The following is a 26,036-nucleotide window of genomic DNA, read 5'->3' on the forward strand; positions in this document are numbered from 1 at the left end:
GCTTGCGGCGCATGAGCATGGACGAGGGACGCTGTTTGGCGGAAAATGGCGGGACGGAATCGCAACGGGCGAATTGACAGGGGCCGTCCGTTCGTGGTCCGAGGCACTGGGAGCCATCGGGAAAGCAGGAATGACGGAACTACGGCCGAAAACGCCGCCGACCTTCGAGCAGTTAAGGGCGATGGCCGGGCAGGAGCTCGGCGTGTCGGAATGGACGACCGTCGACCAGAACCGCATCAACCAGTTTGCCGAATGCACAGGCGACCATCAGTGGATCCACGTCGATCCGGAGCGGGCGAAGCGGCAGAGCCCATTTCGCACCACGATCGCGCATGGCTATCTGACGCTGTCGATCATCGGCGCGCTGGCGCTGGGCATGGGCATCGTACCCGAAAACACGCAAGCCGCCTTCAATTACGGCTTCGACAAGGTGCGGTTCCTGGCGCCCGTCAGGGTCGGCGCACGCATCCGGCTGCGCACGACGCTGTTGTCGGTGGAGGACAAGGGGCCGGGCCAGTATCTGATGAAGGCCGCCAATACGGTCGAGATCGAGGGCGAACAGAGGCCGGCGCTGACCGCCGAAACGTTGGTCATGCTTTATGAGCGGCGCAAGCGGGCGGGAGCGTAAGCTCCCTATCTTCGGTCATGATGGCTGTTGCCGCACCGACAGCCTGCCGCCGGCGCGGGTCGAGAGCAGTGCCAGCAACAGCGCAGCCACCGCCAGGACCGTTGCCGTCTGAAAGGTAACCTGCATGCCGTGCGCGGCTGCCGCTGAGGTCAGCATGTCCTGGCTTTGCCGTTCTCCCGTCGAGGCAGCCGCAAAAATGGCGCCCATAAACGATGCGCCGGTGATCAGGCCGAGATTGCGCGACAGATTGAGCAGGCCGGACACCACGCCGCGCTCGCCGGCAGCGACACCGCTCATGACGGCGGCATTGTTGGATGTCTGGAACAGGGCGTACCCGAAGCAGGTGACGGCGATCGGCACGATATAGCTGGCAATGCCGAGTTTTGTTGCGGCGAGCGACAACAATGAGGTTCCGACGGCAAGACTGAACAGTCCGACGGCCATCATCCTGTGCGCGCCGAAGCGATCGGTGAGGCGGCCGGCGACGAGCGCCGAGAGCGCGGAGACCAGCGGACCTGTCGACAGGACCACGCCGACCATCGCAGCATTGAGCCCCAGCGCTCGCGACAGATAGAATGGAGCGACCACCAGGGTCGCCATCATCACTGTGGCGACAACGAGGTTCGTGGCGAGGCTGGCGCTGAGCCGGATGTCGTACAACCGGGCAAGCCGGATCAAGGGATTCTTCGCCCTCTTCTGCGCGACGCCGAACAGAACGACGCCGATGCCGGCGGCAACCAGCAGGCCGGTGTTGAGGGCGCCGAAATGGCCGCGGCCGAGCGTCATGGCCAATGCATAGGCGGCCAGCGTCAGGGCCAGCAAGACCGTCCCGATCGCATCGAAGCTGTTTTGAGCTGCTTCCGCAGTCTTGTCGCGGGCAGGCAGGGCCAGCCAGGCGAGGGCAAAGGTCAGGAGGCCGAGCGGCACATTGACGAGGAAGATCGCCCGCCAGCCAAAGCCGGCAATCAGAAAGCCGCCGAGCGAGGGGCCGAGCGTGGTGCCGATTGCCGACATGGCGCCGAGCAGGCCCATGGCGCTGCCGGTTCTCTCCTTGGTCACGGTCTCCGCGACAAAGGCCAGCGTCAGCGCCATCATCAGCGCGGCACCCAGCCCTTGCACGGCGCGCGCCGCGACCAGCAGCCAGAGCGTGGGCGCCAGGCCGCAGAGCACCGAAGCCAGCGTGAACAGCGCGATGCCGCCGAGCAGCAACGGCCGGCGGCCGACCATATCGGCCAGTCGGCCAGCGCTGACGATCAGGGCCGTGATGGCGAGCAGATAGGCGAGAACCACCCATTGCACGGACTGGAACGACGCACCGAACGCCTGCATCAGGGTAGGCAGTCCGACGCTGGCAATGCTGGTTCCAAGCGACGACAGCAGCGTGGCGAACGACAGGCTGGCCAATGCCAAGACAGGAGAGTGGGCCAGGCCTGCGGACCGGGTGTTCTGCGGCGCCGATGCGCGCTCGTTCTGCTCGGCAGTTGCCATGGCGATTTCCTCCTTGTCAGTCCCGCAACCGAGATCTAGTCGTCGGGGCGGAATGGCGGAAGGCGCAGCATTTGCATCTTATTCGTGCGCCAAACGCCATGGCATGTGCTACAATCCGCCGATGGCATCGCCCGATCTCAATCTGCTGTTCGCGCTCGACGTTTTGCTCGCCGAAGGCAGCGTGGCGCGCGCCGCCAGCCGGCTACGGCTCAGCCCGTCGGCGATGAGCCGCACGCTGGCGCGGCTGCGGGAAGCGACCGGCGATCCGCTGCTGGTCCGCGCCGGCCGCGGCCTGGTCCCGACGCCGCGCGCGGAGGCATTGCGGCAGCAGGCCGGCCATGTCGTCCAGGAAGCAGAAACGTTGCTGCGCCCTGCCAGGCCTCTCGATCTCGCGAAGCTGAACCAGATCTTCACGCTGCGCACCAATGAGGGGTTCGTCGAGGAGTTCGGGCCGCGTCTCGTCGCTCGCATACAGGCCGAGGCGCCGGGCGTGCGGCTGCGCTTTGCGCCGAAAGCCGACAAGGATGTCGCCTCGTTGCGCGACGCAGCGATCGATCTAGAAATCGGCGTTGCCGGCGAGGCCGGACCTGAAGTGCTGATACAGGCGCTGTTTCGCGACCGCTTCGTCGGTGCTGTGCGAGCCGGCCACCCTTTGAGTGAAGGCGCGGTAACGCCTGAACGCTACGCGGCCGGCCGCCACATCAGCGTTTCACGGCGGGGTCGGGAAAGAGGGCCGATCGATCAGACTTTGGCGCAGCTAGGCCTGCAGCGAACCGTGGTGTGCATGGTCTCCGGCTTTTCGGCTGCACTCGCCATGGCGCGCGCTTCGGACCTTATCGCCAGCGTGCCCGAACGGCACACGCAAGGCGCACGCGCGGGCATGGTCAGCTTTCCGCTGCCGGTCGCCACGGTGGAGGTCACCATCTCGATGCTCTGGCATCCACGGCTCGATGCCGATCCGGCGCAACGCTGGCTGCGAGATTGCGTTCGGGAGGTCTGCGCGGGCTCCCGCTGAGCGCTCAGCGCGCCATTGCCGCCTTGAGCACCCTGAAAATCCGCTCGTCGTGGCACTGGGCAACGTTGAAGCGCAGGAAGCGGCTGGCGGTTCCCGACAGGCTGAATGCGTTGCCGGGCGCCAATACGATGTTGTCGGCCAGCGCGCGGCGGGCGATTTCGGCTGCGTCCACGCCATCGGGCAGGCCGCACCACAGGAACAGTCCGGCGGGCTGGTCGATCCAGGGCGCGATGCCGATCGCCTTCAGGCGCGCGCCCGTCTCGCCCATGGCGCGGGAAAGCCGCGCGCGCAGCAATTCCATGTGCTTTCGGTAGCTGCCGTCCCTAAGCAGCGCCAGCACCAGTTCGGCCGCCAGCCGGCCGCCGCCGAAGGTGGTGGCAATCTTGAGGTCGGTGAGTTGCTCGATCCAGTCGCGCGGTGCCGCGATGAAGCCGCAGCGAACCGATGCCGATAGCGTCTTGGAGAAGCTGCCGATATGGACGACGCGGTTGAGGCCATCGAACGCCGCCAGCCGGGGCGCTGGGCTGTGCTCGAAATCGGCGAAGATATCGTCCTCGATGATGGTCAGGTCCGACTGGTCGGCGAGTTTCAGCAGCCGGTGCGAGGTGACCGGCGACAGGATCGCGCCGGTCGGGTTGTGGATAGCGGAATTGGTGATGTAGAGGCGCGGCCTGTGCTCGGCGAGCGCCTGCGCGAACAGCTCGATATCCGGCCCCGATGGCGTGTAGGGCACGCTGACGACCTTGGCGCGATGGGCGCGCAGCAGCGCGTGAAAATTGAAATAGCAGGGGTCGTCGACCAGCACGGTATCGCCGGGTTCGATCAGGAAGCGGCACAGAAGATCGATGGCCTGCGTGCCCGATTCGGTCAGCATGATCTGTTCGGGCGAGACCTCGATGCCGTGGCCAGCCATGCGCCGCGCGAGCAATTGCCTGAGCGGCGGCAGGCCGAGCGGCGTGCCGTAATCGGCCAGGTCGACATCGTCGGCGCGCGCCACGGTGCGCAGCGCCCGGCGCAAGGCCGCCTGCGGCATCCATGAGGCCGGCATCCAGCCGCAGCCGGGTTTCAGCATCTCGTCGCCGGCTTCCAGTGACTGGCGCGAAACCCAAAGCGGATCGACAGCGCGGTCGAGCCGAGGGCCGATCTCGGCCAGCGATAGCGGCGCCAGCGATCCGGCGGCATAGAAACCCGAGCCCGGCCGCGAGCGGATCGCGCCTTCGGCAGCAAGCCGCTCATAGGCTTCGACGACGGTGGATTTGGACACCTGCATGGCTTTGGCGAAGGCGCGGATCGAAGGCAGCCGCGCGCCCGGCGTCAGGCTGCGCGCGGCAATCCGCTGGCGGATGGTCGCCATGACAGTTTCGACCAGAGTGGCCGCGGCAACAGTGCGTGCGGTGTCGACTTCCAGAACGAGACCAGTCATCTGTATTGCTCAATCAGCCATTACAGTTTTGCGGAATTGTACTGCATTGTCTCTGGCTGCACCATAGGCACTTGCCCAATAGAGGGCGAAAGCAATGGAGCCTGGAATGGACAAGACCGCGAGCGGCTGGATGAACGGATTCATCGGCGTGTTGATCTTCTCAGGCTCGCTGCCGGCAACGCGCGTGGCCGTGGCCGATTTCGATCCGATATTCCTGACCTCGGCCCGCGCCGCGATTGCCGGACTTCTCAGTCTCGCCATGCTGATGCTGTTTCGGCAGAAACGCCCGGAGCACGGCGATTTTCTGTCGCTGGTGATCGTCGCCCTTGGCGTGGTCGTCGGCTTTCCCTTGCTCACCGCGCTGGCGCTCAAGCACGTCACCTCCGCGCATTCCATCATCTTCGTCGGCCTGCTGCCGCTGGCCACAGCGATCTTCGGCGTGCTGCGCGGTGGCGAGCGTCCCCGCCCGGCCTTCTGGCTGTTCTCCTGCATCGGCAGTGCGCTGGTCGCCGGTTTTGCCTTCTCTCAAGGCGTAACAGCATCACCGATCGGCGACGGTCTGATGCTGGCCGCCATCATCGTCTGTGGCCTGGGCTATGCCGAGGGGGCCGCGTTGTCGCGCAGGCTGGGCGGCTGGCAGGTGATCTGCTGGGCGCTGGCGATCTCGCTTCCGATCATGCTGGTGCTGACGTTCGCGACGCTGCCGTCGTCCTTCGCCGGCGTCGGCTCCGGCGCCTGGGCGGGTCTCGCCTATGTCTCGCTGTTCAGCATGCTGATCGGCTTCGTCTTCTGGTATCGCGGCCTCGCCCAAGGCGGCATCGCCGCGGTCGGACAGTTGCAGCTGCTGCAGCCCTTTTTCGGCCTGGCGCTGGCAGCGACGCTGCTGCACGAACAGGTCAGCCCGCTGATGATTGTCGTCACGCTCGGCGTGGTGGCCTGCGTGTTCGGGGCGAAGAAATTTGCGCGCTAGGAGTTTGGTGGTGGAGGGCGACTCCGCCCTAGAACTTCGTCACCACCCCAATGCCAATCCCCTCGAAACCGCCCATCGCCATCAGCGCCGCCGGCGCCTCATCAAGGCTGATCTTGTTGCCGACCAGCAGTTCGGGCTTGAGCTTGTCGGTGCGGATCATCTCCATCATGGCGGGGTAGCGGTAGGCCTGCATGCCGTGGCTGCCGAGGATTTCCAGCTCGAAGGCGATCACCTTGTCCATCGGCACTTGCGGGCGGGCGTGTTCGCCCAGCATCAGGCCGACCTGCACATGGCGGCCGCGCCGGCGCAGATTGGCAATCGAGTTGAACGATGTCGTGGGGTGGCCGAGCGCGTCCATCGACATATGCGCGCCGCCATTGGTGATCTGCTTGACCGCCTTGACCACGTTCGGCGTCGTCGAGGCGTTGATGGTCGCTACCGCGCCGATCTTTTTGGCCAATTCCAGTTTCTCGTCGGTGAGGTCGATGGCGATGACATTGGCGCCCATGGAACTGGCGATCATGATCGCCGACAGGCCGACGCCGCCGCAGCCATGCACCGCCACCCATTCGCCCGGCGTCACCCGGCCCTGGTCGACAATGGCGCGAAACGAGGTGACGAAGCGGCATCCGAGGCTGGCGGCGGTGGCGAACTCCATCTCCTCGGGCAGGCGCACGAGATTGGTGTCGGCATGCTCGATGGCGACATATTCGGCAAACGATCCCCAGGCGGTGAAGCCGGGCTGCGTCTGGTGTTCGCAGACCTGATGATTGCCCGAATTGCATTCGAAGCAGCGGCCGCAGCCGACGCAGAACGGCACGGTGACGCGCTCGCCGGCCTTCCAGCGGGTCACCCGCTTGCCGACGGCGACGACGATGCCGGCCAGTTCATGGCCCGGCACATGCGGCAGCGTGATGCCGTCATCATGACCCATCCAGCCATGCCAGTCGCTGCGGCAGAGCCCGGTCGCCTCGACCTTGATGACGACGCCGTCGGCAGCCGGTTTCGGATCCGGCACGGTCAGGATTCTCGGCGTCTCACCGAATTTTTCGAAGACGACGGCTTTCATCGGCAACTCTCCGTGCTCTGCTCCGGCATTGTGAGCCTATTCGGCATCTATCTGATTCTCCGGCGCCGCCTTCTGAAAGGCCGGCAGCGCCATGCAGGCGGCGTGGATGCGCGATATCTCGGGGTAGGGTGTCAGGTCGACGCCGAAGCGGGCGTTGCTGGCGATCTGGGCGACCAGGCAGATGTCGGCCAGTCCCGGTGCGTCGCCGTGGCAGAAGGTGCCGGTCTCGGCAGACGAAGCCAGAATCTTTTCAAGCGGCTGGAAACCCTCGTTCACCCAGTGGCGGAACCAGTGGATGACATCCTGGTCGCCGGCGCCGAACAAAGTGCGCAGCGAGGTCAGCACGCGCAGATTGTTCACCGGGTGGATGTCGCAGGCGATCATCTGCGCCAGCATTCGCACGCGCGCCCGGCCGAGCGCGTCCTTCGGCAGCAGCGGCGGTTCGGGGTGGGTCTCGTCGAGATATTCGATGATCGCCAGCGACTGCGTCAAAAGCGTGCCGTCGCCCAGGATCAGCGCCGGCACCAGCCCCTGCGGATTGACCGACAGGTAAGCCGGCTCCAGATGGTCGCCATGACGCAGATGATGCGGCACGTAATCGTAGCCCAGCCCCTTCATCTCGAGCGCAATGCGGACGCGGTAGGAAGTGGAGGAGCGGTAGTAGTTGTGGAGGACGAGGTCGCTCATCGGATCACGGCTTGCCGGTGGAATTTTGGCCGATCGAATCTTGGCCGACAGTGATCTCGATGGTGCCGATGCCGTCGACGCCGCCGGTCATCGTCTGTCCCGGCGCCACCGCACCGACACCGGCCGGCGTGCCGGTGAAGATCAGGTCGCCCGGTTGTAGTACAACCGCACCGCTGCAGATCGAAACGATATCGGCGACCGGCCAGATCAGTTCGGCGAGGTCGCCCTCCTGCTTCACCGCGCCGTCGACGGCGAGCCAAATGCGGCCCTTTTGCGGATGGCCGGATTTGGCGGCCGGCACCAGCGGACCGCAGGGCGCCGAGCGGTCGAAGGCCTTCGACCAATCCCAGGGCCGCGCCGCCTTCTTGGCTTCGTCCTGCAGGTCGCGGCGAGTGAGGTCGATGCCGACGCCGTAGCCCCAGACATGGTCGAGCGCCTGCGCGCGAGGAATGCGGAAGCCGGCCTTGCCGACCGCCGCGACCAGCTCGATCTCGTGATGCAGGTTCTTGGTCAAGGGCGGGTAGGGGATCGTGGTGCCGGAATCGGTCACCGCGTCGGCCGGCTTGGTGAAGAAGAAGGGCGGGTCGCGTTCGTCATTGCCGAGTTCGCGGGCGTGCGCGGCGTAGTTGCGGCCGACGCAGAAGATGCGGCGCACCGCAAAACGCTCGGCCGAGCCGGCGACGGCGACCGATGGTGTTGCGGGCAGGGGAAGGACGAAGTCTGTCATGCGCGGGTCTCTGCTTGGGATCTTGACGGCACATTTGACCGATTTGAACCGCCGGGCAAGGCATCAGCGTCCGCAAAAGCATCGGCTGCGCCTTGATTGTCTGATAAAGTCGGCTTCGCCTCCGGGGGTTAAGATGGCGATAGACTATTTGCCAATAAGCTGCCCATACCAGCGGGAGTATCCTGCCCAGGGAGGACTGAAACGAACACCATGACCGCAGTGAACGATCGCGCCCGGTTTCTGATCATCGACGACCATCCGTTGTTTCGCGAGGCGCTGCACAGCGCCGTGCAGATGGCGTACCCGGAAGTCGACACGGTGGAGGCACGCTCGATCGCCGAGGCGCTCGATCTCCTGGGTGGGATAAAACCGTTCGATCTGGCGCTGCTCGATCTCAACATGCCCGATGTCCATGGCTTTGAGGGGTTGCTGCAGCTCAGGACCCGCCATCCGCGGCTGCCGGTGGTCGTCGTCTCGGGTTATGAGGAGCCGAAGATCATTTCCGAGGCACTGTCCTATGGCGCTGCCGGCTTCATCCCGAAATCGGCGCGCAAGAGCGATCTCGCCGCCGCCATCCGCTCGGTGATGGAAGGCGCGATCTATGTGCCGGAAAACTATGAGGGACAGCCGCCGGACGCCGACAGCGCCGACCGCGCCGACATGGTGCAGCGGCTGGCCAAACTGACGCCGCAGCAGCTGCGCGTGCTGCAGATGCTGCGCCAAGGCCTGCTCAACAAGCAGATCGCCTACGAGCTGCAGGTCGGCGAGACCACGGTGAAGGCGCACGTCTCGGAGATATTGCGCAAACTCAATGTGTATAGCCGCACGCAGGCGGTGATCGAGGTGTCGAAGCTCGACAATGCGGAGTTGTTTCGCGATCAGGCCGGGTTTTGATCTTTACCCTCCCCCTTGTGGGGAGGGTCGATCCGCGAAGCGGAGCGGGGTGGGGGAGCTTGGCGCTGCACCCCGCCCCGGCGCTGCGCGCCGACCCTCCCCATCGAGGGGAGGGTATGGGGCTCAAGCCAGCAGATGCGCCAGCAGCGCCCTTAGTTGCGCCGGCTTTAGCGGCTTCCGCATCAGCTCTATGCCTGCGGCGCGGGCTGCCTTGGCGACGGCCTCCGATCCGTCGGCGGTGACGATCAGCGCCGGCACGGCGCGGCCGAGATAATCGCGGACTTCGGCGATGGTGGCGGTGCCGAGGTCGCCGTCGTCGAGATGCTGGTCGGCAATGACGATGTCGGGCACCCAGTCGGTGTCGCCAAGCAGGCTGACCGCAGCCTCGGTCGAGGTCGCGGCGCGCACCAGGCACTGCCAGCGCTCGAGCAGGAAAGTCATCGCCTGCAGCACGTCGGCGTCGTTTTCGACCAGCAGCACCTTGGTGCCGAACAGGCCGTAGCCGCGCGGCCGCTCCATTTCGGCAAGGCTGGCGATGGCGTCGGCGCTGGCGCCGATGCCGACCGGCACGTCGATGTGGAAGATGGTGCCGCGCCCAACCCTCGAGGAGAACGTCACGGGATGACCGAGCGCGGCGGCCATGCGCCGCACGATGGCAAGGCCCAGGCCCAGCCCGCCGCCGGAGATCCCGGTGTCGGCTGGAATGGCGGAGCCGCGATGGAACTCCTCGAACACCGCCTCGCGCTGGTCGTCGGGAATGCCGCAGCCGGTGTCGGCGACATCGATGCGGATGGTATCGCCGCGATGCCTTGTGCCGACAAGCACGCCGCCCGAAGGGGTATAGCGCAGCGCATTGGACAGGATGTTCTGCAGGATGCGGCGCAAGAGCGTGCGGTCCGAACGCACCACGGCGCTGACCGGGCGGAACTTCAGCGCCAGCCCCTTCATCTCGGCCACCGGCAGGAAATCCGACCGAAGCGAGGAAAACAGCGTCTCCAGATTGACATCGCCGATGTCGGGCTGGACCACGCCGGCATCGAGCTTGGAAATGTCGAGCAGCGTGCGCAACAGGTCTTCCATGGTCTCCAGCGAGCGCTCGACCTGGCGGACAAGTTTCTTGCCCTCGTCGCTGGTCTGCACTTCGGCCAGCGCCGAGACGGAGAGGTGGGCGGCGTTCAGCGGCTGCAGCACGTCATGGCTGGCGGCGGCCAGGAACCTGGTCTTGGACAGGTTTGCCAGCTCGGCGTTTTCCTTGGCGGCGCTGAGGTCGATGTTCGACTGTTCCAGCCGGCGCAAGGTCGAGTGCAGTTCCTCGGTGCGCATGCGCACGCGGTTTTCCAGTGAAATTGCGGTCTGGAACAGCGAGAAGGCGTTGCCCTGCTGGTCCATCGAGCGCTCGACGCGGCTGACCAGAGCGGCGTTGATCTTCTTCAGCCTGTCGACGTCGTCGATATCCCTGAGCGGCATGGGCTATTCCGCCGCCTGGCGTTCGCCGAAGGCGATGCCGGTGAAGGTTTGGTTCAGATGCATCGAACGGTACTGTTCGCCATAGGTGCCGAAGCCGATGACATTGTTGACCCGGTAGAGCTCCGAAATGTCGCGGAACACCTGGCGGTTGCGCGCATCGAGCCGGCGCAGCACGCAATCGAAGCCGAGGATCATGTCGATGCCGCCGAGCCGTTGCTCGACGTCGCGCAGTGCGGCGCGCGTCGATTCCACCATGTCCTTGGGCTGGGCGATGGACAGCACGACGCCGTCGTCTATGGCGCAAAAGAAAGACAGGGAACCGTCGGCATGCATCTTCTGGATCGAGCGGCAGTAATATTCGCCGCCCACTTTCACCACCACCGGGTGCGAGGCGAAGCTCATCGGCGTCAGGTTCTGCGCAACGATGCCGACCGAGGCTGCATATTCCTCAGCCGCGTTGGTGGCGTTGAATTCGCGCACGGTGCGGTGGTCCGGATCGGATGCCGTCACCACCAGCTTCTCGTCGGTTGGGATGAAATTGTCGGTCTTGAAGACATGGAACGGTATCTCGGTGGCGACCAGCACAATGATGGCGCTGTCGGACGCAACCTTGCCGTTTGAAATCAGCCTTGTGGTTTCGAATTTCAAATCGTCGCCCGCCGAACCGCCGATCAGCGGGATGTCGTCGAGCCCCCAATGGATGGCCGAGGTTACAGCTTCCTCGGCAAAGGACAGGCCGTCGATGAAGCAGAGCGCGAAGGTGCTTTTGGCATGGCAACTGCCGGTGCGTCCGCGCAGTAGGCGCCGCAGGGCCTCGACTTCATCAGTGATCCTGTCCATGCCCGACGAGGAGAGATTGTCGACCATGGTGCTGACCGCCGAAAACGACGCGGAGGGAAAGAGCAGCGCCAGCACATGGCCTTCCTCCAGGCCCTGGGGGGTAATCTCGCCGGCGGTCGAGCAGGCGGCGTAGGCCAGCGTCGGCGCGTGGGTCTTCAGCGCTTGCGAAAGGACGCTCGCATCAAGCAGGCTCTGGGAAAAGAACAGCAGGGCAAAGCCGGCATCGATGGCTGCGGCCTCGACGGCGACCGCCAGGGCGAATGCATCGGCGTCGGGCTCGTCGGTGGTGAGCGCCGACAGACCGGATGCATAGCTCGTCCGTGAACTGGCCAGAGGCTTCCTCCCGATATCCTCCGACGCTTCCTGCGCGCGCCCGTTTTATGTCTCTCGGCGCGTTGGCGTCGAGGGCATTGTTGCCCCCTATTCGCTCTTTGGCAATGGGGCGGACAGGCCCATGATTTTCGTTTTCTCCATGACCGAAAGTACAATGAGCGCCGTGTGTTTTTTGCGCTTTTTGCAGTGTACCAATAGCGCATGGCCGAGCGCCAAAGCCGCATCGGCAGCATGACTACCAAGGTCGATACCCAGGGAGGATGCATGTCGGACGTTTCGTTTGTCGTGAACGGAAAACGGATCAGCGGCGCTGCCGAGGACCGAACGCTTCTGGTTCATTTCCTGCGCGAAAATCTTGGTCTCACCGGAACGCATGTCGGTTGTGACACCTCTCAATGCGGCGCCTGCGTCGTGCATGTCGACGGCAAGGCGGTGAAGTCCTGTTCGATGCTGGCCGTGCAGGCCTCCGGGTCGACCGTGGTGACGATCGAAGGGCTTGCCAATGGCGGCGACCTGCATCCGATGCAGGCCGCGTTCAAGGAACATCATGGGCTGCAATGCGGCTTCTGCACGCCGGGCATGATCATGACGGCGACCGACATGATCGCGCGCCATCCCGAAGGCCTTGACGAGGCGACGGTGCGCGCCGAGCTCGAAGGCAACATCTGCCGCTGCACCGGCTACCACAACATCGTCAAGGCGATCCTCGCCGCATCGCAGACGATGGCGAAGGTGCCGAAGGGCAGGGCGAAACAGGCAGCGTAAGAAAGAAGCGAGTAGTGAATAGTGAATAGCGAGTAGTCGGTTTAGCCGAACCGCTCCGAGCACAATTCCCTACTCACTGTTCACTATTCGCTACTCACTATTCGCTATTCCGGAGGAATTCCTATGGGCATTGAAGGCATCGGCGCTCGGGTCGTGCGCAAGGAAGACAAACGGTTCATCACCGGCGCCGGCCGCTATGTCGACGACATGGTGGTTCCCGGCATGAAGCATGCCGCTTTCGTGCGCAGCCCGCACGCGCATGCTCAGATCAAGAAGATCGACGTCAGACGAGCGCAGGCGATGCCCGGCGTCATCGGCGTCTTGACCGGCAAGGAGCTCAAGGCCGACGGCATCGGCAACCTGATCTGCGGCTGGATGATCCATTCCAAGGACGGCTCGCCGATGAAGATGGGCGCGTGGTCGCCGCTGGCCGTCGACAAGGTGCGCTATGTCGGCGACGCGGTCGTCATCGTGGTGGCGGAAACCAAGGGCCAGGCCCGCGACGCGGCCGAAGCGGTCGAGATCACCTACAAGGAATTGAAGGCGGTGGTCGATGCCACTAAGGCGCTGCAAAAAGGTGCGCCGCAGGTCCATGCCGAAGCCGAGGACAATCTTATCTTCGACTGGGAGATCGGCGATGCCAAGGCGACCGACGCGGCGATCCAGGCGGCGGCCCATGTCACCCGCATGAAGATCGTCAACAACCGGCTGGTTCCCAACGCCATGGAGCCGCGCGCTGCGCTTGGCCATTACGACAAGGCCGAGGACCATTTTACCTGCTGGACGACGTCGCAGAACCCGCATGTCGCGCGGCTAGTGATGAGCGCCTTCTACAATGTCGCGCCGGAAAACAAGCTGCGCGTCATTGCGCCCGATGTCGGCGGCGGCTTCGGCTCGAAGATCTACATCTATCCCGAAGAGATCGTCTGCCTGTGGGCGTCCAAGAAAACCGGCGTCCCGGTCAAATGGGTCGCCGACCGCACCGAAAGCTTCCTCACCGACGCACATGGCCGCGACCATGTCTCGACGGTCGAAATGGCGTTCGACAAGAACAACAAGATCACCGGCTTCAAAGTCGACACCATCGCCAATCTCGGCGCCTACATGTCGCTGTTCTCGTCTTGCGTGCCGACCTATCTCTACGCGACGCTGCTGTCGGGCCAGTACAACATCCCGACGATCCACGCCAATGTGCGCACCGTCTACACCAACACGGCACCCGTCGATGCCTATCGTGGGGCAGGGCGGCCGGAAGCGACCTATTTGCTCGAACGCACAATGGAGACCGCCGCACGCGAACTCGGCGTGTCTCCGGCGGAGCTTCGGCGCGCCAATTTCATCACCGAGTTTCCGCATCAGACGCCGGTCATCATGAACTATGACGCCGGCGACTATGGAGCTTCACTCGATGCGGCGACACAGGCGTCCGACTATGCCGGCTTTGCCAAGCGCAAAGCGGCGGCCGCCAGCCAGGGCAGGCTGCGCGGCATCGGCATGAGCTGCTATATCGAGGCCTGCGGCATCGCGCCGTCGGCGGCGGTCGGTTCGCTCGGCGCCGGCGTCGGTCTGTGGGAATCGGCCGAGGTGCGGGTCAATGCCGTCGGCACGATCGAGGTGCTGACCGGCTCGCACAGCCACGGCCAGGGCCATGAGACGACCTTCGCGCAACTGGTCACCCAGCGCTTCGGCGTGCCGCTCGACTCGGTGTCGATCGTCCATGGCGACACCGACAAGGTGCAGATGGGCATGGGCACCTACGGCTCGCGCTCGGGCGCGGTCGGCATGTCGGCAATTGCCAAGGCGCTCGACAAGGTCGAGGCCAAGGCCAAGAAAATCGCCGCCCATCTGCTCGAGGCCGACGAGGGCGACATCGTCATCGAGAATGGCGAGGTCAAGGTTGCCGGCACCGACAAGAGCCTGCCCTGGTTCCAGGTGGCGCTTGCCGCCTACACCGCTCACAATCTGCCGGCAGGCATGGAGCCGGGACTGAAGGAAACAGCCTTCTACGATCCGGCGAACTTCACTTTCCCGGCGGGCTGCTACATCTGCGAGGTCGAGATCGATCCGGAAACCGGCACGACCGAGATCGTCCAGTTCGTCGCGGCGGACGATTTCGGCAACATCATCAACCCGATGATCGTCGAGGGTCAGGTGCATGGCGGCATCGCCCAGGGCATCGGCCAGGCGCTGCTGGAAGGCGCGCACTATGACGATAGCGGGCAGCTGCTGACGGCGAGCTACATGGACTACACCATGCCGCGCGCGGACGACCTGCCGTCATTCAAGGTGTCGACCTCGAACACGCCGTGTCCGAGCAATCCGCTCGGCATCAAGGGCTGTGGCGAGGCCGGCGCCATCGGCTCGCCGCCGGCGGTCATCAACGCCATCACCGACGCTTTGGGGATTGTGGACATCGCCATGCCGGCCTCGCCGTCGACGGTGTGGGCGGCGATTAGGGCGAAGAAATGAGTGAGTAGGGAGTAGTGAGTAGGGAATGGGCATTACCGGAGATGACAGCGTCCCTATTCCCTACTCACTACTCACTACTGCCTAACCACTTCAGGGGAGGATCCCATGTACGCAGTCAACTACCACCGCGCCGCCTCGGTCGCCGACGCCGCCAAGCTGGTGAAGAGCGGCGACGCCAGGCTTTTGTCAGGCGGCATGACGCTGATCCCGGCGATGAAGACGCGGCTCGCCGCACCGTCCGACCTGATCGACCTGTCGCGGATCAAGGAGCTGCAAGGCGTCAAGGTGTCGGGCAAGACCGTCACCATCGGCGCCGCCACAACCCATTACGACGTCGCCAATGACGAGAAGCTGCGGAAAGCCTGTCCGGCGCTTGCCCACCTTGCGTCGCTGATTGGCGATCCGGCGGTGCGCCACAAGGGCACGATCGGCGGCTCGGTCGCCAACAACGACCCAGCCGCCGATTATCCGGCGGCGCTCTTGGCGCTGGGCGCCACCATCGTCACCAACAAGCGCGAGATTTCAGCCGCGAAATTCTTCACCGGCCTGTTCGAAACGGCGCTGAAAGAAGGCGAGATCATCACCGCGGTGAGTTTTACCGCCCCGGCCAAGGCTGCTTACGAAAAATTCCGCAACCCGGCCTCGCGCTATGCGATCGTCGGCGTGTTCGTGGCAAAGGGCAAGGACGGGGTCAGCGTTGCCGTTACCGGCGCCGGCGATGACGGTGTGTTCCGCTCGAAGGAGATCGAAGCAGCACTGGCGAAGAATTTTGCCGCATCGGCGCTCGACGGCGTGAAAGTGCCGGCGAAGAATTTGATGACCGACCTCCACGCTTCGGCCGAATACCGTGCCAATTTGATCGCCGTGATGGCCAAGCGTGCGGTGGCGGCAGCCAACGCCTGACATCATAAAGCTACTGACAAGGAAAGGGGCCATCGCGGCCCCTTTGTTCGTCTGTGGCGGGCTGTAACTGCCCAGTCCTTGCGGGTTCGCTGCCACGCGCAAATCCGTTGTTTCAGGTAATTCCCGTGCAAGAACAGGCGCATACTTCCCAAGGGACTGCCCAGCCCCATTCTCGCACTTGCACAATCTGATATTGCACTGCAATATGTATAGCTTGGCGGAACACGGGGTGGATTCTGCGCGCGGCGGTGTGAGCTGCGCCAAGATCTTGCGTCGTAGAGGATCGGCATGGCCGACATCTCCGCAGCGTCTGTTGCCCTGCCGCGGGCCACAGCCGACAAAGCAGCCAGAGCAAGACTGGCCTATCTCGATGGTTGGCGCGGGCTTTCGATCGCACTGGTGCTGATCGGCCATTTCTTCCCCGTTCCCGGGATCAATCTCGGCGTGCTCGGCGTCGAGTTCTTCTTCGTGCTCTCAGGCCGGCTGATGGGCGAGATACTGTTCATCGAACGCTTTCCGCTGAAAAAATTCTTCAAGCGCCGCTTTTCGCGCATCTATCCCGCGCTTTTGGTGTTCGTGACATCAGCCATGATCGGGCTCTCCGGCACCTTTATCGGCTTCAAATGGAAGGCGGCGCTGACGGCGCTGACATTCACCTACAACTATGCCGGAATTCTCATCACCCGCGCCGGCGCGCTCGACCACATCTGGTCGCTATGCGTGGAAGAGCATGCCTACATCATCCTGGCGCTGATCAGCGTGGTGGTGACCGGGCGGGGTAATGTCGTTCGGCTGCTGGTGACGCTGTCGCTGCTGGCGATGGCCAATGGCGCCATTTCGTACTGGGTACTCGGCATGGATTACGAGCACAGCTATTGGCGCACCGATGTGCATATCGCCTCGATCCTGCTGTCGGCATCGATCTGCCTGCTCAAGCACGATGATCGGCTGCCGGCATTCCTGAAGAGCCCCTATGTCAGCCTCGTGTCGGCGGCGGCGGCTATATTGCTGTTCCTCGATCCGGTGCCGACGCCGATCCATTACCTACTGGCGGTGCCGTTGCTGGCGCTTGCCGTGAATACGCTGGACACCAGCAACTGGCATCTTACCGGCCTGCTTTCATCCAGGCCGATGGTGATGATCGGGCTATGGTCGTACTCGCTCTATCTCTGGCAACAGCCCTTCTACAAATTCGTCGCCGAGCAGGGCAGTGCGCCGATCCCGATGCTGGCGGCTGTCTTCGCCTGTGCACTATGCAGCTACTATCTGGTCGAGAAGCCCGCGCGGGCCTGGCTGAACCGGAATTGGTGAGGGCTACGGACTCCTAATCTTATGCTGCCGCGACGATCTGCTTGCCGATCATCAGCCAGCGACCCATCAGCCGGCGATCTCCTTGAGGTAGTAGCGCACCGCCTTCTTGCCGCCATGGATCACCGCGTCGCCGACCTCGGCGAAGCCAAGCGCGGCATGGAAGGCGTCCGAAGCCGGATTGGGAGGTTCGGCATTCACCTCGCAGGTGACGATGCTGTGGCCCGCGCGGGCGACTTCCCCGAACAGATCCTCGTAGAGCCGGCGGGCATGGCCGCGGCCGCGCGCTTGCGCCGCGACGACGACGCGGTCGACATAGACGAAGCGTGGATAGCGCTCGCGGAACCAGAGGAAATTCGGGCTGTCGTAGGCCGCATTCTGGTCGAAGGTCATGATGAAGGCTTCGAGCGTGCCGATGCGCCTGACGTAAAACGCTTCGCCAAGCAGGAAGGACAGCCGTTCGGGCTCGAGCCATGACAGTTCGGCGGCGTGCTCATTGTTGAGTGCGAGGATGGCCGCTTCGTCCTGAGGCGAGACACGGCTGATCGGCGACGGCCCAGTCACGGCTTCGCTCATCATGCTCTGGCCGCCGCAATCGTCGCGGCAACCAGCGCCCCATCGGTGACTGTGGTGCGGTATTCGCGGTCGAGATCGCCGCCGCCCATGCCGACTTGCGGGTTGCGGTAGGCCATGGCGCTCGGTACATCCTTGAGCGCGGCGAAGTGCATTTCCGTCAGCCCGGTTGATGCCAGCACCCCGGCGATGTTTTCGGGGTCCAGCGCGCCGCAGCCGAGGATGATGATGCGGCCGTCGGCCTGGCGGACGAGATCCGCCAACAGGCCGGCGCCTTCCACCGCGGTGTCCCTCTGGCCGCTGGTCAGCACGCGGCCGACCTTGCAGCGGATCAGCGCTTCCAGCGCCTCGGCCGGGTCGCGGGTCATGTCGAAGGCGCGGTGGCAGGTGACGGCGAGCGGACCGGCGGCATGGACCAGCGCGCCCATGCGGGTTTCATCGATGGTGCCGTCGGCATTGAGGCAACCGACGACGACACCGGCGACGCCGAGGTCACGAAGCGCTGCGACATCGGCGAGCATCGAGCTGTATTCGGCCTCGCTGTAGAGGAAATCGCCGCCGCGCGGCCGCACGATGACATGGAAGGGAATGGTCGCGCTCTCGAGTGCGGCGCGCACCGTGCCGAGGCTGGGCGTGATGCCGCCTTCGACCAGGCTGGCGCAGAGCTCGACCCGGTCGGCGCCGGCGGCCTGCGCGGCCAGCAGTCCATCGATGCCTTCGACGCAGATTTCGATCAGGGGGCGAGCATTTCCTGCCAAGGGGCGATCCTTCATGATTGCATGACGGCCAGCCCTAGCATCGGCTCGGTTGGTGGGGAAGCCGGAACAGCCAGTCGCTGCTTGGGCCAGCCCGGCAACCCTGCCTAGGTCCGTAGCGAGAGATCTATTGTTTCTGCAGCACCGTGTTCTTGGCGCCTTGTTCGACCTGGTCGATGACCAGCAGCTTGACCGGGGCGTCGCCGATGTTGGTGGCCTGGTGCCATTGGCCGATCATCTCGATGATGAAATCGCCCGTCTTGTAGGTGTTGCTGTTGCCGGTCTCGACATTCGTCACTTTGAGTGTCCCGGCCTCGACATAGGCGTAGCGGGCAAACGGGTGCTTGTGCACCGGCAGAGTGGCGCCGACCGCAATGTCATAGGTTGAAACCAGGACCTGGACATTTTTCTGCGGCAGCACGATCGGCTGACCGGACGCCGTCTGGCTGCGATCGGCAAGCGGTGTGACGACAACCGGCGGGATGGTACTGTCCAGCGCCCGAGCGGGGTTTGCAGATAGCGCTGCCGCGAACAGCAGCATCGATGCCAGGATCTTTCGCATGGTTCCTCCAGGTTTTACCGCCACCGCGCGGCGCGACGCCAAAGTTCGAACTCTCGTCAGTTACTGGAGACACAACGTCATCCGCCGGTGCCGTCGTCCATCATCGTATTCGTGAGCGCTTCATAGATGTTGCTGCATACCTGAGACCGCGGACAGTGTTTTACGATGAATGCCGGCACGACAGTCAGTGCGGCGGCGATCAGGATTTGCAGGAAGAGAGGAGCAGGCTCGAAGCGTTTGCCAAGCAAGGCTCGGCAAGCGAAGTAGAGACTTTGAGCCAGGCATGCCCAGACAAGGACATGCAACAGCGTGCTCGTTGCTCGGGCATAGGGCGTTATGTATCCGTCGGGAAAGCCGACCATGCCGAGGTCGACGAGCCACTGCAGAGCCAGAACGCAGGACAGGCATGCCCACAGAAAGAGCGCCACGCGGATGGCCGGGATTTTGCTGCGATCAACGCTCATATGCAATCGAAGCACAACTGCGTGCTGCCTTCCAGAGCGGCTGCTGCGTGGCTTGGAGTATCGCCTATTTCAGAGTGCGCAGCGTGATCGAATAGCGGTGCCCGGCGACCGGCGGAATGCTGTGCTCCCACTCGTGGCGCGCCGGACCGTCCATGAGATAGAGGGACCTCGGTTCGACCTCGATCGTCTCGCGATCCCATTTCGAGCCTTTTTTGCGGCGCAGCCGAAAGCTGCAGGGCGCCAGCAGCGAGACGCCGGCGACGAGATCGAAATGCGGCTTGTCGCGATGCCAACCTATGCCCGCGCCCGGCCGATACTCGTTGATGAGCACTTGCGCGAATTCCGTGGCCTGCCTGCCGGCAAAATCCGCGACCTTGTCGCGAAGCGGCAGCAGGAATTTCGGGATGGGCGGCGCTTCGACGACCTGTCGCCGGTCATAGTCGTAGCGCCAGCCGAAGCCGGCGACCAGCCGGTTGGCAATATGGCCATGGAAATCGAACGGCCTGAAGGACAGTTCATTGAGGTGACGGACCAGTTCCGCCTCTTCGTCCGTTGTGATCAGGCTAGGCCGGTAAGAAAATCCTTCCGGCAGCGTGTCGGCCGCGCCGAAGAGATCGCCCTGGCTGGCATACGCTGTTGTACTGGATTTCGTCTGTGACATCTGACGGAGAGATAGGAAGCCTCGCGGCCCGGGCAAGATTTTCGGCGTTGTGGTGCGCCTCCCTGACGGAACCTCCGCATCGTTGCGGCATTACGCATGTTCGAAGCAGGATTTGGGGCGAAAGATTTGGGGACGAAGCAGGATTTTCGACATGCCGTCCACTGCCATTCGCAACACCCACTACGACCCGTCGACGAAAATCCTCTCGGTCTGGTTCGTCCCGAGCGGAGCCCGCTACGACTATGAAGAGGTCGAGCCCGAGACCTATGCGGCGTTCCGCGCCGCCTTCTCGAAAGGGCAATTTTTCAACGAGTTCATACGCGATCGCTACCGGTTTCACCTGGTTGAAGAAGGACGCCGGCGCGTGACTGGATCCTGAAGGCGCTACGAGAACTCGCGGCGCAGGGATAGTTTTCGGGCTGGGAAGGAAGACCAGGGACCCAGGCAGGCCCGCCACGTGCGAGCGGAATGCCAAACAGACGACCGCATGGCCGCATCAAAGCCCTGTTCAACTCCTCAATCCGTGGTAAGGTGATTATACCAGTCAATAACATGACGATCGGCGCGGCCGTCGTTTAAAGCGGGAGTAGGGATAGATGACGACGATTGCGCTGCTCGGTGCCGGCGGCAAAATGGGCTACCGACTGTCGACCAATTTTCGCGGATCGCCCTACACGGTACGCCATGTCGAGGTCAGCGAGGCCGGCCGCGAGCGGCTGAAGACCGGACTGGGCTTAGACGCGGTCAGTGCCGATGCGGCGCTCGACGGGGCGGATATCGTCATCCTGGCCGTTCCCGACACGCATATCGGCAAGGTGGCGGCTGATATCGAGAGCAAACTGGCGCCAGGCACAATGGTGATAGTGCTCGATGCGGCCGCACCCTTCGCCGGCCATCTGCCCAACCGGCCGGACCTGACCTATTTCGTCACCCATCCCTGTCATCCGCCGATCTTCAACGACGAGACCGACATGGCGGCCAAGAAGGATTATTTTGGCGGCGTCAAGGCCAAGCAGCATATGGTCAGCGCGCTGATGCAGGGGCCGGAAGCGGACTACGCCAAGGGCGAGGCGGTCGCAAAAATCATCTGGGCGCCGGTCATGCGCTCGCACCGTGTCACCGTCGAACAGATGGCGCTGCTGGAGCCCGGTCTATCGGAGACGGTGTGCGCGTCACTGCTTGTCGTCATGAAGGAAGCCGTCGACGAGGTCGTCGCGCGAGGCGTCGACCAACAGGCGGCGCTCGACTTCCTGCTCGGCCACATGAACGTGCTCGGCGCCGTGATTTTCGGCGAGACCAAGGGCGTATTCTCGGATGCCTGCAACAAGGCGATCGAATTCGGCAAGCCGGTGCTGATGCGCGACGACTGGAAGCGGGTGTTCGAACCGGAAGAGATCGCCGCGAGCATTCGGCGCATTACCTGAGAAAGGCCGAGTCGGGCGCTTGCCGGAGTGCCTCGGTGGCTCGACACACCCGCCATGACACCCAACTGTGTTGCTCAGTGGGCACATGTCACCTCGATTGGTGATTGACTCATCATACCAGTTGGCTTAGCTGTTGATGGCTTGGGCAAGGGTTCGCGGGAAGTACGAAGCCTGGACGAGTGGAGGGACGGCGGGGGCGCAACGATCCGTCAGGTGGGAAGCCGGCAACGGCATTTCAGCCCGAACCGATCAGCGGCCCGCGCTGCGCGACGAATTCGAATGCAGGGGCCTTGATTGATCAAGGCAATTTTTCAAACGGGAGGACATCATGAAACTCACACGCAGAATGACACTTGCGGCGTTCGCCGGCATGCTGGCGCTTGGCACGGCGGCGCCCGCCTATGCGGCCGACCTCATTGCCATCATCACGCCCTCGCATGACAATCCGTTCTTCAAGGCGGAAGCCGTCGGCGCCGAAGCCAAGGCCAAGGAACTCGGCTACGAAGCGCTTGTGCTCGTCCATGACGACGACGCCAACAAGCAATCCGAATTGATCGATACGGCGATCGGTCGCGGCGCCAAGGCGATCATCCTCGACAATGCCGGCGCCGACGCCACCGTCGCTGCCGTGCAGAAGGCCAAGGACGCAGGCGTGCCGTCGTTCCTGATCGATCGCGAGATCAACGCCACCGGCGTCGCCGTGGCTCAGATCGTCTCCAACAACTACCAGGGCGCCCAGCTCGGCGCGCAGGAGTTCGTCAAGCTGATGGGCGAGAAGGGCAATTTCGTCGAGCTGGTCGGCAAGGAATCCGATACCAATGCCGGCATTCGCTCGAAGGGCTATCATGACGTCATCGACGATTATCCGGACCTGAAGATGGTCGCCCAGCAATCGGCCAACTGGAGCCAGACGGAAGCCTATTCCAAGATGGAATCGATCCTGCAGGCCAACCCGGATATCAAGGGCGTCATCTCCGGCAACGACACGATGGCCATGGGCGCGTATGCGGCGCTGGTTGCGGCGAACCGCAAGGACGTCATCGTCGTCGGTTTCGACGGATCCAACGACGTGCGCGATTCGATCACCGCGGGCGGCATCAAGGCAACCGTCCTGCAGCCGGCCTATGCGCAGGCGCAGATGGCGGTCGAGCAGGCCAACGACTTCATCAAGAACAAGAAGTCGCCGGCCAAGGAAAAGCAGCTGATGGACTGCGTTCTGGTCAATGGTGACAATGCTGCCAAGCTGGAAACGTTTGCGCTGACCAACTGAGCCGGCGTGACATGAACAGCGAGGGGCGACCCAAGGGTCGTCCCTCGTCGGCATTTTCCGTGGGTATTGATCACATGCTCAACAAGCCATCATGCTGAACAACAAGCCGACCTGGCCGATCCTTGCCGTGATACTCGGCATCAGCTTGACCGCCTGCAAGATCCTCCCGACCCCTTCGGGGGGCAGCGGCAATGCCGCCGTCTTCAATCCGGACAAGATGGTCGAGGAGATCTGGGCCGCGAAGGTCGTGCCTTACCTCCAGCAGAAGGCCGGGCCGTTTGCCGAGGTCCACGCTCTGGCGAAAACCGATCCTGCTTCCGCTGGCGCCAAATATGGCAATCCGAACAAGCAGGCGAATTCGCCGTGGACCTTCGCGGTTCGCGTCGAGGGCAAGATCATCGCAGCCAACACGGCGTCACGCGCGGCAACGATGGATATCGATGTCGACGGCGACGGCAAGGCCGATGCGCGTGTGCAAATCGGACCGGCGATGCGGGGAACCGCGCTGCGCGACAGTCTCGATTTCATCCAGTTCAACGACTTTACCAACCAGATCGACTTCGCCCAGTTCGGCAAGGCGTTCAACGCCTATGCCGTCAAGGCCGTGCTTGCCAAACTGCCGCGTGACGCGCTGGAAGGCCGGACCGCCAAGGTCCTCGGCGCCTATACGCTCGAAAACGGCCAGGACCTGCCGCTGGTGACGCCGGCGGAGGCAGAAATCGGGCCGAAGCCATGAGCGCTGCGGTTGCTCACGATGTCGTCTTGAAGCTGGAGGACGTCTCCAAGGTCTATTCCGGCACCGTCGCGGTCAAGCGCGCGAATTTCGAGGTGCGCAAGGGCGCCGTCAATGTGCTGGTCGGCGAAAACGGCGCCGGCAAATCGACGCTGATGAAGATTATCGCCGGCGTCGAACAGCCGACGCTCGGCCGGATCCTCCTGGAAGGGGAGGAGGTCTCCTTCTCGTCATCGGGCGACGCGGTGAACCGCGGCATCGGCATGGTGTTCCAAGAGCTGAACCTGTTTGGCAATATGACCGTCGCCGAGAACATCTTCGCCACGCGCGAGATCACCAACCGGTTTCGCAAGATCGACCGCAAGGAGCAGGAGCGCCGTGCGGCCCAATTTCTCGAACGCCTGCAGGCCGGGATAAGGCCCGACATGCTGGTCGAGGATCTGCGCATCGGCCAGCAGCAGCTGGTCGAGATCGCCAAGGCGGTTTCGCTCGATGCACGCATCCTGATCATGGACGAGCCGACCTCGGCGCTGAGTGCGGCGGAAGTCGAGATCCTGTTCAAGGTGATCGCCGACCTCAAGGCGCGCGGCGTGGCCATCGTCTATATCTCGCACCGGCTGGAAGAGCTGATCCGCATCGGCGACTACATCACCGTGCTGCGCGATGGACACATCACCGGCCAGGAAGAGATGAAAAACGTCGACACCCGGTGGATCGTGCGGCAGATGATCGGCTCCGACGCCAAGGATTTCGCCAAGGCCGACGGCCATGTTCCCGGCGAAGAGATATTCCGCGCCGAGGACATCTGCCTGCCGCGCGCGACCGGCGGGCTGGCGGTCGATCACGTCTCGCTGTCGCTGCGCGCCGGCGAGATACTCGGCATATACGGCCTGATGGGCGCCGGGCGAAGCGAGCTGTTCGACTGCATCATGGGCCGCCATGGCCAGGCGACCGGCGCGATCTTCATCGCCGGCAAAAAGGTCAAGGAGCGCGACACGACGCGGCGCATCCGGCGCGGGCTGGCGCTGATCCCCGAAGACCGCCAACGCGAAGGGCTGGTGTCGATCCTGTCCGTCGCCAGCAATCTGACGCTGGCCAGCCTGTCGCGGTTTGTCCGCCTGTTCCACATTCGCAGCGGCCAGGAGAAGCATGCGGTGACGCAGATGGTGCGGGAACTGGCGATCAAAGTCGCCGACCCGGCGCAGGAGGTCTCATCGCTGTCGGGCGGCAACCAGCAAAAGGTGGTGATCGGCAAGGCGCTGCTCACCGGGCCTAAGGTGCTGCTGATGGACGAGCCCAGCCGCGGTATCGATGTCGGCGCCAAGGCCGACGTCTTCGGCACCATGCGCAAGCTGTCGCGCGACGGGCTGGGCATTCTGTTCGCCACCTCGGATCTCGATGAGGTGATGGCGCTGTCCGACCGCATCGCGGTGATGAGCAATGGAAAACTGACGGGCATGTTCGATCGCGCCGAGGCGACGGAGGCAGCCCTTGTCGCCGCCTCCGCACTTGGCCACGGACCGGCCCCGCACACGGAGAACCCATGACTGACATCCCGGCCAAGGCGGCTGTCTCCTCCGTTTCGAGCGGCTCGCTGCTGCTGACGCTGATGAAGGCGAGGACGTTCATCGCGCTGATCGCCGTCTTGATCTTCTTTTCGATCGCGGCGCCTAATTTCCTGTCGACCGCCAACCTGATCCTGATGTCGAAACATGTGGCGCTGAACGCCTTCCTCGCCATGGGCATGACCTTCGTCATCATCACCGGCGGCATCGACCTGTCGGTCGGCTCGATCGTCGGCCTGTGCGGAATGGTTGCCGGCTACCTCGTGCTCAACGGCATCGACCTGCAATTCGGCTACACCGTCTATTTCAACGTCGTCGAGATCGCGCTGATCACGCTGGCGGTTGGCATCCTGATCGGCGCCGTCAACGGACTGCTGATCACCAGGCTGAACGTCGCGCCGTTCATCGCCACGCTCGGCGTGCTCTATGTCGCGCGCGGCCTGGCGTTGCTGTCGTCGGACGGCCGCACCTTCCCCAACCTGGTCGGCAAGCCGGAGCTTGGCACCACCGGGTTTGGTTTCCTCGGCGCCGGGCGGCTGCTCGGCCTGCCGGTGGCGATCTGGATCCTGATTGTCGTTGCGCTGGCTGCGGCATATCTCGCCAAATACACGCCGCTCGGCCGCCACATCTTCGCCGTCGGCGGCAATGAACGGGCGTCGCGAATTTCGGGAGTTCGTGTCAACATGGTGAAAATGTTCGTCTACATGTTCTCCGGCTTTTGCGCGGCGATCGTCGGCCTGATCATCTCGTCGGAACTGATGGCCTCGCACCCGGCAACGGGCGAAAGTTTCGAGCTCAACGCCATCGCGGCGGCAGTGCTCGGCGGCACCTCGATGTCAGGTGGGCGCGGCACGATCGGCGGCACCATTGTCGGCGCCTTCGTCATCGGCATTCTTTCGGACGGGTTGGTGATGATGGGCGTGAGTTCGTTCTGGCAGATGGTGATCAAGGGCCTCGTCATCATCGTCGCCGTCGTCGTCGACCAGGCGCAGCGCCGGCTGCAGAGCCGGGTGACGCTGATGCAGATGGCAAAGGCAGGCTGA

Annotated in this window: 26 protein-coding genes; 14 read left to right on the forward strand and 12 right to left on the reverse strand. The window is 63.7% G+C overall.

All coding sequences use genetic code 11. The features are described from left to right. Nucleotides 1-130 precede the first annotated feature (130 nt). Nucleotides 131-628 carry a MaoC family dehydratase gene (locus tag NKI32_RS05920; RefSeq protein WP_023681725.1) on the forward strand — a complete coding sequence of 166 codons (498 nt, stop codon included), beginning with the start codon at nucleotides 131-133 and terminating at the stop codon, nucleotides 626-628. Between the two features lie 15 nt (nucleotides 629-643). On the opposite strand, the gene NKI32_RS05925 is transcribed toward NKI32_RS05920, so the two are convergent. Next, nucleotides 644-2,116 carry an MFS transporter gene (locus NKI32_RS05925; RefSeq protein ID WP_353002225.1) on the reverse strand — a complete coding sequence of 491 codons (1,473 nt, stop codon included), beginning with the start codon at nucleotides 2,114-2,116 and terminating at the stop codon, nucleotides 644-646. Between the two features lie 121 nt (nucleotides 2,117-2,237). Here NKI32_RS05925 and NKI32_RS05930 point away from each other — a divergent pair, with 121 nt between their 5' ends. Next, on the forward strand, nucleotides 2,238-3,131 hold the full coding sequence (locus NKI32_RS05930) for a LysR family transcriptional regulator (RefSeq protein WP_353002227.1): 894 nt from the start codon (nucleotides 2,238-2,240) through the stop codon (nucleotides 3,129-3,131). Between the two features lie 4 nt (nucleotides 3,132-3,135). Here NKI32_RS05930 and NKI32_RS05935 read toward each other — a convergent pair whose 3' ends face one another. After that, nucleotides 3,136-4,554: an aminotransferase-like domain-containing protein gene (locus NKI32_RS05935; protein WP_353002228.1), complete on the reverse strand. Its 1,419-nt coding sequence runs from the start codon at nucleotides 4,552-4,554 to the stop codon at nucleotides 3,136-3,138. Between the two features lie 106 nt (nucleotides 4,555-4,660). On the opposite strand from NKI32_RS05935, the gene NKI32_RS05940 reads away from it, so the two are divergent. After that, a complete protein-coding gene (locus NKI32_RS05940; RefSeq protein WP_353002230.1) occupies nucleotides 4,661-5,524 on the forward strand; it encodes a DMT family transporter in 864 nt (287 codons plus the stop codon). Between the two features lie 28 nt (nucleotides 5,525-5,552). Here NKI32_RS05940 and NKI32_RS05945 read toward each other — a convergent pair whose 3' ends face one another. From NKI32_RS05945 to NKI32_RS05955, 3 genes are read right to left on the reverse strand one after another with little or no spacing between them, the layout of a single operon-like run. Further along, on the reverse strand, nucleotides 5,553-6,593 hold the full coding sequence (locus NKI32_RS05945; RefSeq protein ID WP_353002232.1) for a zinc-dependent alcohol dehydrogenase family protein: 1,041 nt from the start codon (nucleotides 6,591-6,593) through the stop codon (nucleotides 5,553-5,555). A 36-nt stretch (nucleotides 6,594-6,629) separates the two neighbouring features. Beyond that, a complete protein-coding gene (gene maiA, locus NKI32_RS05950) occupies nucleotides 6,630-7,280 on the reverse strand; it encodes a maleylacetoacetate isomerase (protein WP_353002233.1) in 651 nt (216 codons plus the stop codon). 4 nt (nucleotides 7,281-7,284) lie between these two features. Further along, complete coding sequence (locus tag NKI32_RS05955) at nucleotides 7,285-8,007, reverse strand: fumarylacetoacetate hydrolase family protein (protein ID WP_353002235.1); 723 nt, start codon at nucleotides 8,005-8,007, stop codon at nucleotides 7,285-7,287. A gap of 210 nt (nucleotides 8,008-8,217) precedes the next feature. Between NKI32_RS05955 and NKI32_RS05960 the strand changes: the two genes are divergently transcribed. After that, on the forward strand, nucleotides 8,218-8,901 hold the full coding sequence (locus tag NKI32_RS05960) for a response regulator (RefSeq protein WP_353002237.1): 684 nt from the start codon (nucleotides 8,218-8,220) through the stop codon (nucleotides 8,899-8,901). A 123-nt stretch (nucleotides 8,902-9,024) separates the two neighbouring features. On the opposite strand, the gene NKI32_RS05965 is transcribed toward NKI32_RS05960, so the two are convergent. Together NKI32_RS05965 and NKI32_RS05970 are read right to left on the reverse strand one after the other, a co-directional pair. Further along, nucleotides 9,025-10,368 carry an ATP-binding response regulator gene (locus NKI32_RS05965; protein WP_023710729.1) on the reverse strand — a complete coding sequence of 448 codons (1,344 nt, stop codon included), beginning with the start codon at nucleotides 10,366-10,368 and terminating at the stop codon, nucleotides 9,025-9,027. Nucleotides 10,369-10,371: 3 nt separating this feature from the next. Then, a complete protein-coding gene (locus NKI32_RS05970) occupies nucleotides 10,372-11,556 on the reverse strand; it encodes an FIST N-terminal domain-containing protein (protein ID WP_352839306.1) in 1,185 nt (394 codons plus the stop codon). A 249-nt stretch (nucleotides 11,557-11,805) separates the two neighbouring features. Between NKI32_RS05970 and NKI32_RS05975 the strand changes: the two genes are divergently transcribed. From NKI32_RS05975 to NKI32_RS05990, 4 genes are all read left to right on the forward strand, one after another. After that, on the forward strand, nucleotides 11,806-12,306 hold the full coding sequence (locus NKI32_RS05975) for a (2Fe-2S)-binding protein (protein WP_023681712.1): 501 nt from the start codon (nucleotides 11,806-11,808) through the stop codon (nucleotides 12,304-12,306). A gap of 123 nt (nucleotides 12,307-12,429) precedes the next feature. Next, complete coding sequence (locus tag NKI32_RS05980; RefSeq protein WP_023756366.1) at nucleotides 12,430-14,775, forward strand: xanthine dehydrogenase family protein molybdopterin-binding subunit; 2,346 nt, start codon at nucleotides 12,430-12,432, stop codon at nucleotides 14,773-14,775. A 105-nt stretch (nucleotides 14,776-14,880) separates the two neighbouring features. Then, entirely contained in the window at nucleotides 14,881-15,678 is a 798-nt protein-coding gene (locus tag NKI32_RS05985; protein ID WP_023672622.1) for an FAD binding domain-containing protein, read from the forward strand. 288 nt (nucleotides 15,679-15,966) lie between these two features. Next, nucleotides 15,967-16,989, forward strand: a complete 1,023-nt coding sequence (locus tag NKI32_RS05990) for an acyltransferase family protein (protein WP_353002239.1) — start codon at nucleotides 15,967-15,969, stop codon at nucleotides 16,987-16,989. Between the two features lie 66 nt (nucleotides 16,990-17,055). Here NKI32_RS05990 and NKI32_RS05995 read toward each other — a convergent pair whose 3' ends face one another. The 5 genes from NKI32_RS05995 to NKI32_RS06015 form a co-directional block, all read right to left on the reverse strand. Continuing rightward, nucleotides 17,056-17,562, reverse strand: coding sequence for a GNAT family N-acetyltransferase (locus NKI32_RS05995; RefSeq protein ID WP_023701701.1), 507 nt, complete (start codon nucleotides 17,560-17,562; stop codon nucleotides 17,056-17,058). Continuing rightward, entirely contained in the window at nucleotides 17,562-18,332 is a 771-nt protein-coding gene (locus NKI32_RS06000; RefSeq protein WP_502897911.1) for a copper homeostasis protein CutC, read from the reverse strand. The genes NKI32_RS05995 and NKI32_RS06000 overlap by 1 nt, the downstream gene beginning before the upstream one ends. Nucleotides 18,333-18,441: 109 nt before the next feature. Then, nucleotides 18,442-18,876 (reverse strand): cupin domain-containing protein, encoded by a 435-nt coding sequence (locus tag NKI32_RS06005; protein WP_352499603.1) that lies wholly within the window; start codon nucleotides 18,874-18,876, stop codon nucleotides 18,442-18,444. 77 nt (nucleotides 18,877-18,953) lie between these two features. Further along, complete coding sequence (locus NKI32_RS06010; RefSeq protein WP_352499604.1) at nucleotides 18,954-19,340, reverse strand: hypothetical protein; 387 nt, start codon at nucleotides 19,338-19,340, stop codon at nucleotides 18,954-18,956. A gap of 64 nt (nucleotides 19,341-19,404) precedes the next feature. Further along, a complete protein-coding gene (locus tag NKI32_RS06015) occupies nucleotides 19,405-20,001 on the reverse strand; it encodes an alpha-ketoglutarate-dependent dioxygenase AlkB (RefSeq protein WP_353002243.1) in 597 nt (198 codons plus the stop codon). Nucleotides 20,002-20,152: 151 nt separating this feature from the next. Here NKI32_RS06015 and NKI32_RS06020 point away from each other — a divergent pair, with 151 nt between their 5' ends. From NKI32_RS06020 to NKI32_RS06045, 6 genes are all read left to right on the forward strand, one after another. After that, complete coding sequence (locus NKI32_RS06020) at nucleotides 20,153-20,380, forward strand: KTSC domain-containing protein (protein ID WP_023681706.1); 228 nt, start codon at nucleotides 20,153-20,155, stop codon at nucleotides 20,378-20,380. Between the two features lie 217 nt (nucleotides 20,381-20,597). Further along, nucleotides 20,598-21,425 (forward strand): phosphogluconate dehydrogenase C-terminal domain-containing protein, encoded by an 828-nt coding sequence (locus tag NKI32_RS06025; RefSeq protein ID WP_353002245.1) that lies wholly within the window; start codon nucleotides 20,598-20,600, stop codon nucleotides 21,423-21,425. Between the two features lie 328 nt (nucleotides 21,426-21,753). Then, nucleotides 21,754-22,695, forward strand: a complete 942-nt coding sequence (locus tag NKI32_RS06030) for a D-ribose ABC transporter substrate-binding protein (RefSeq protein ID WP_023691074.1) — start codon at nucleotides 21,754-21,756, stop codon at nucleotides 22,693-22,695. A 91-nt stretch (nucleotides 22,696-22,786) separates the two neighbouring features. After that, the gene (locus tag NKI32_RS06035) at nucleotides 22,787-23,431 is read left to right on the forward strand and encodes a DUF2291 family protein (protein ID WP_352511743.1); all 645 of its coding nucleotides are present in this window, start codon (nucleotides 22,787-22,789) and stop codon (nucleotides 23,429-23,431) included. Next, nucleotides 23,428-24,975: a sugar ABC transporter ATP-binding protein gene (locus NKI32_RS06040; RefSeq protein WP_353002247.1), complete on the forward strand. Its 1,548-nt coding sequence runs from the start codon at nucleotides 23,428-23,430 to the stop codon at nucleotides 24,973-24,975. Before NKI32_RS06035 ends, NKI32_RS06040 begins: the two co-directional genes overlap by 4 nt. Next, nucleotides 24,972-26,036, forward strand: a complete 1,065-nt coding sequence (locus NKI32_RS06045) for an ABC transporter permease (RefSeq protein WP_023688190.1) — start codon at nucleotides 24,972-24,974, stop codon at nucleotides 26,034-26,036. The genes NKI32_RS06040 and NKI32_RS06045 overlap by 4 nt, the downstream gene beginning before the upstream one ends.

This window comes from Mesorhizobium sp. M0761 (assembly GCF_040320205.1).
Classification (GTDB): domain Bacteria; phylum Pseudomonadota; class Alphaproteobacteria; order Rhizobiales; family Rhizobiaceae; genus Mesorhizobium.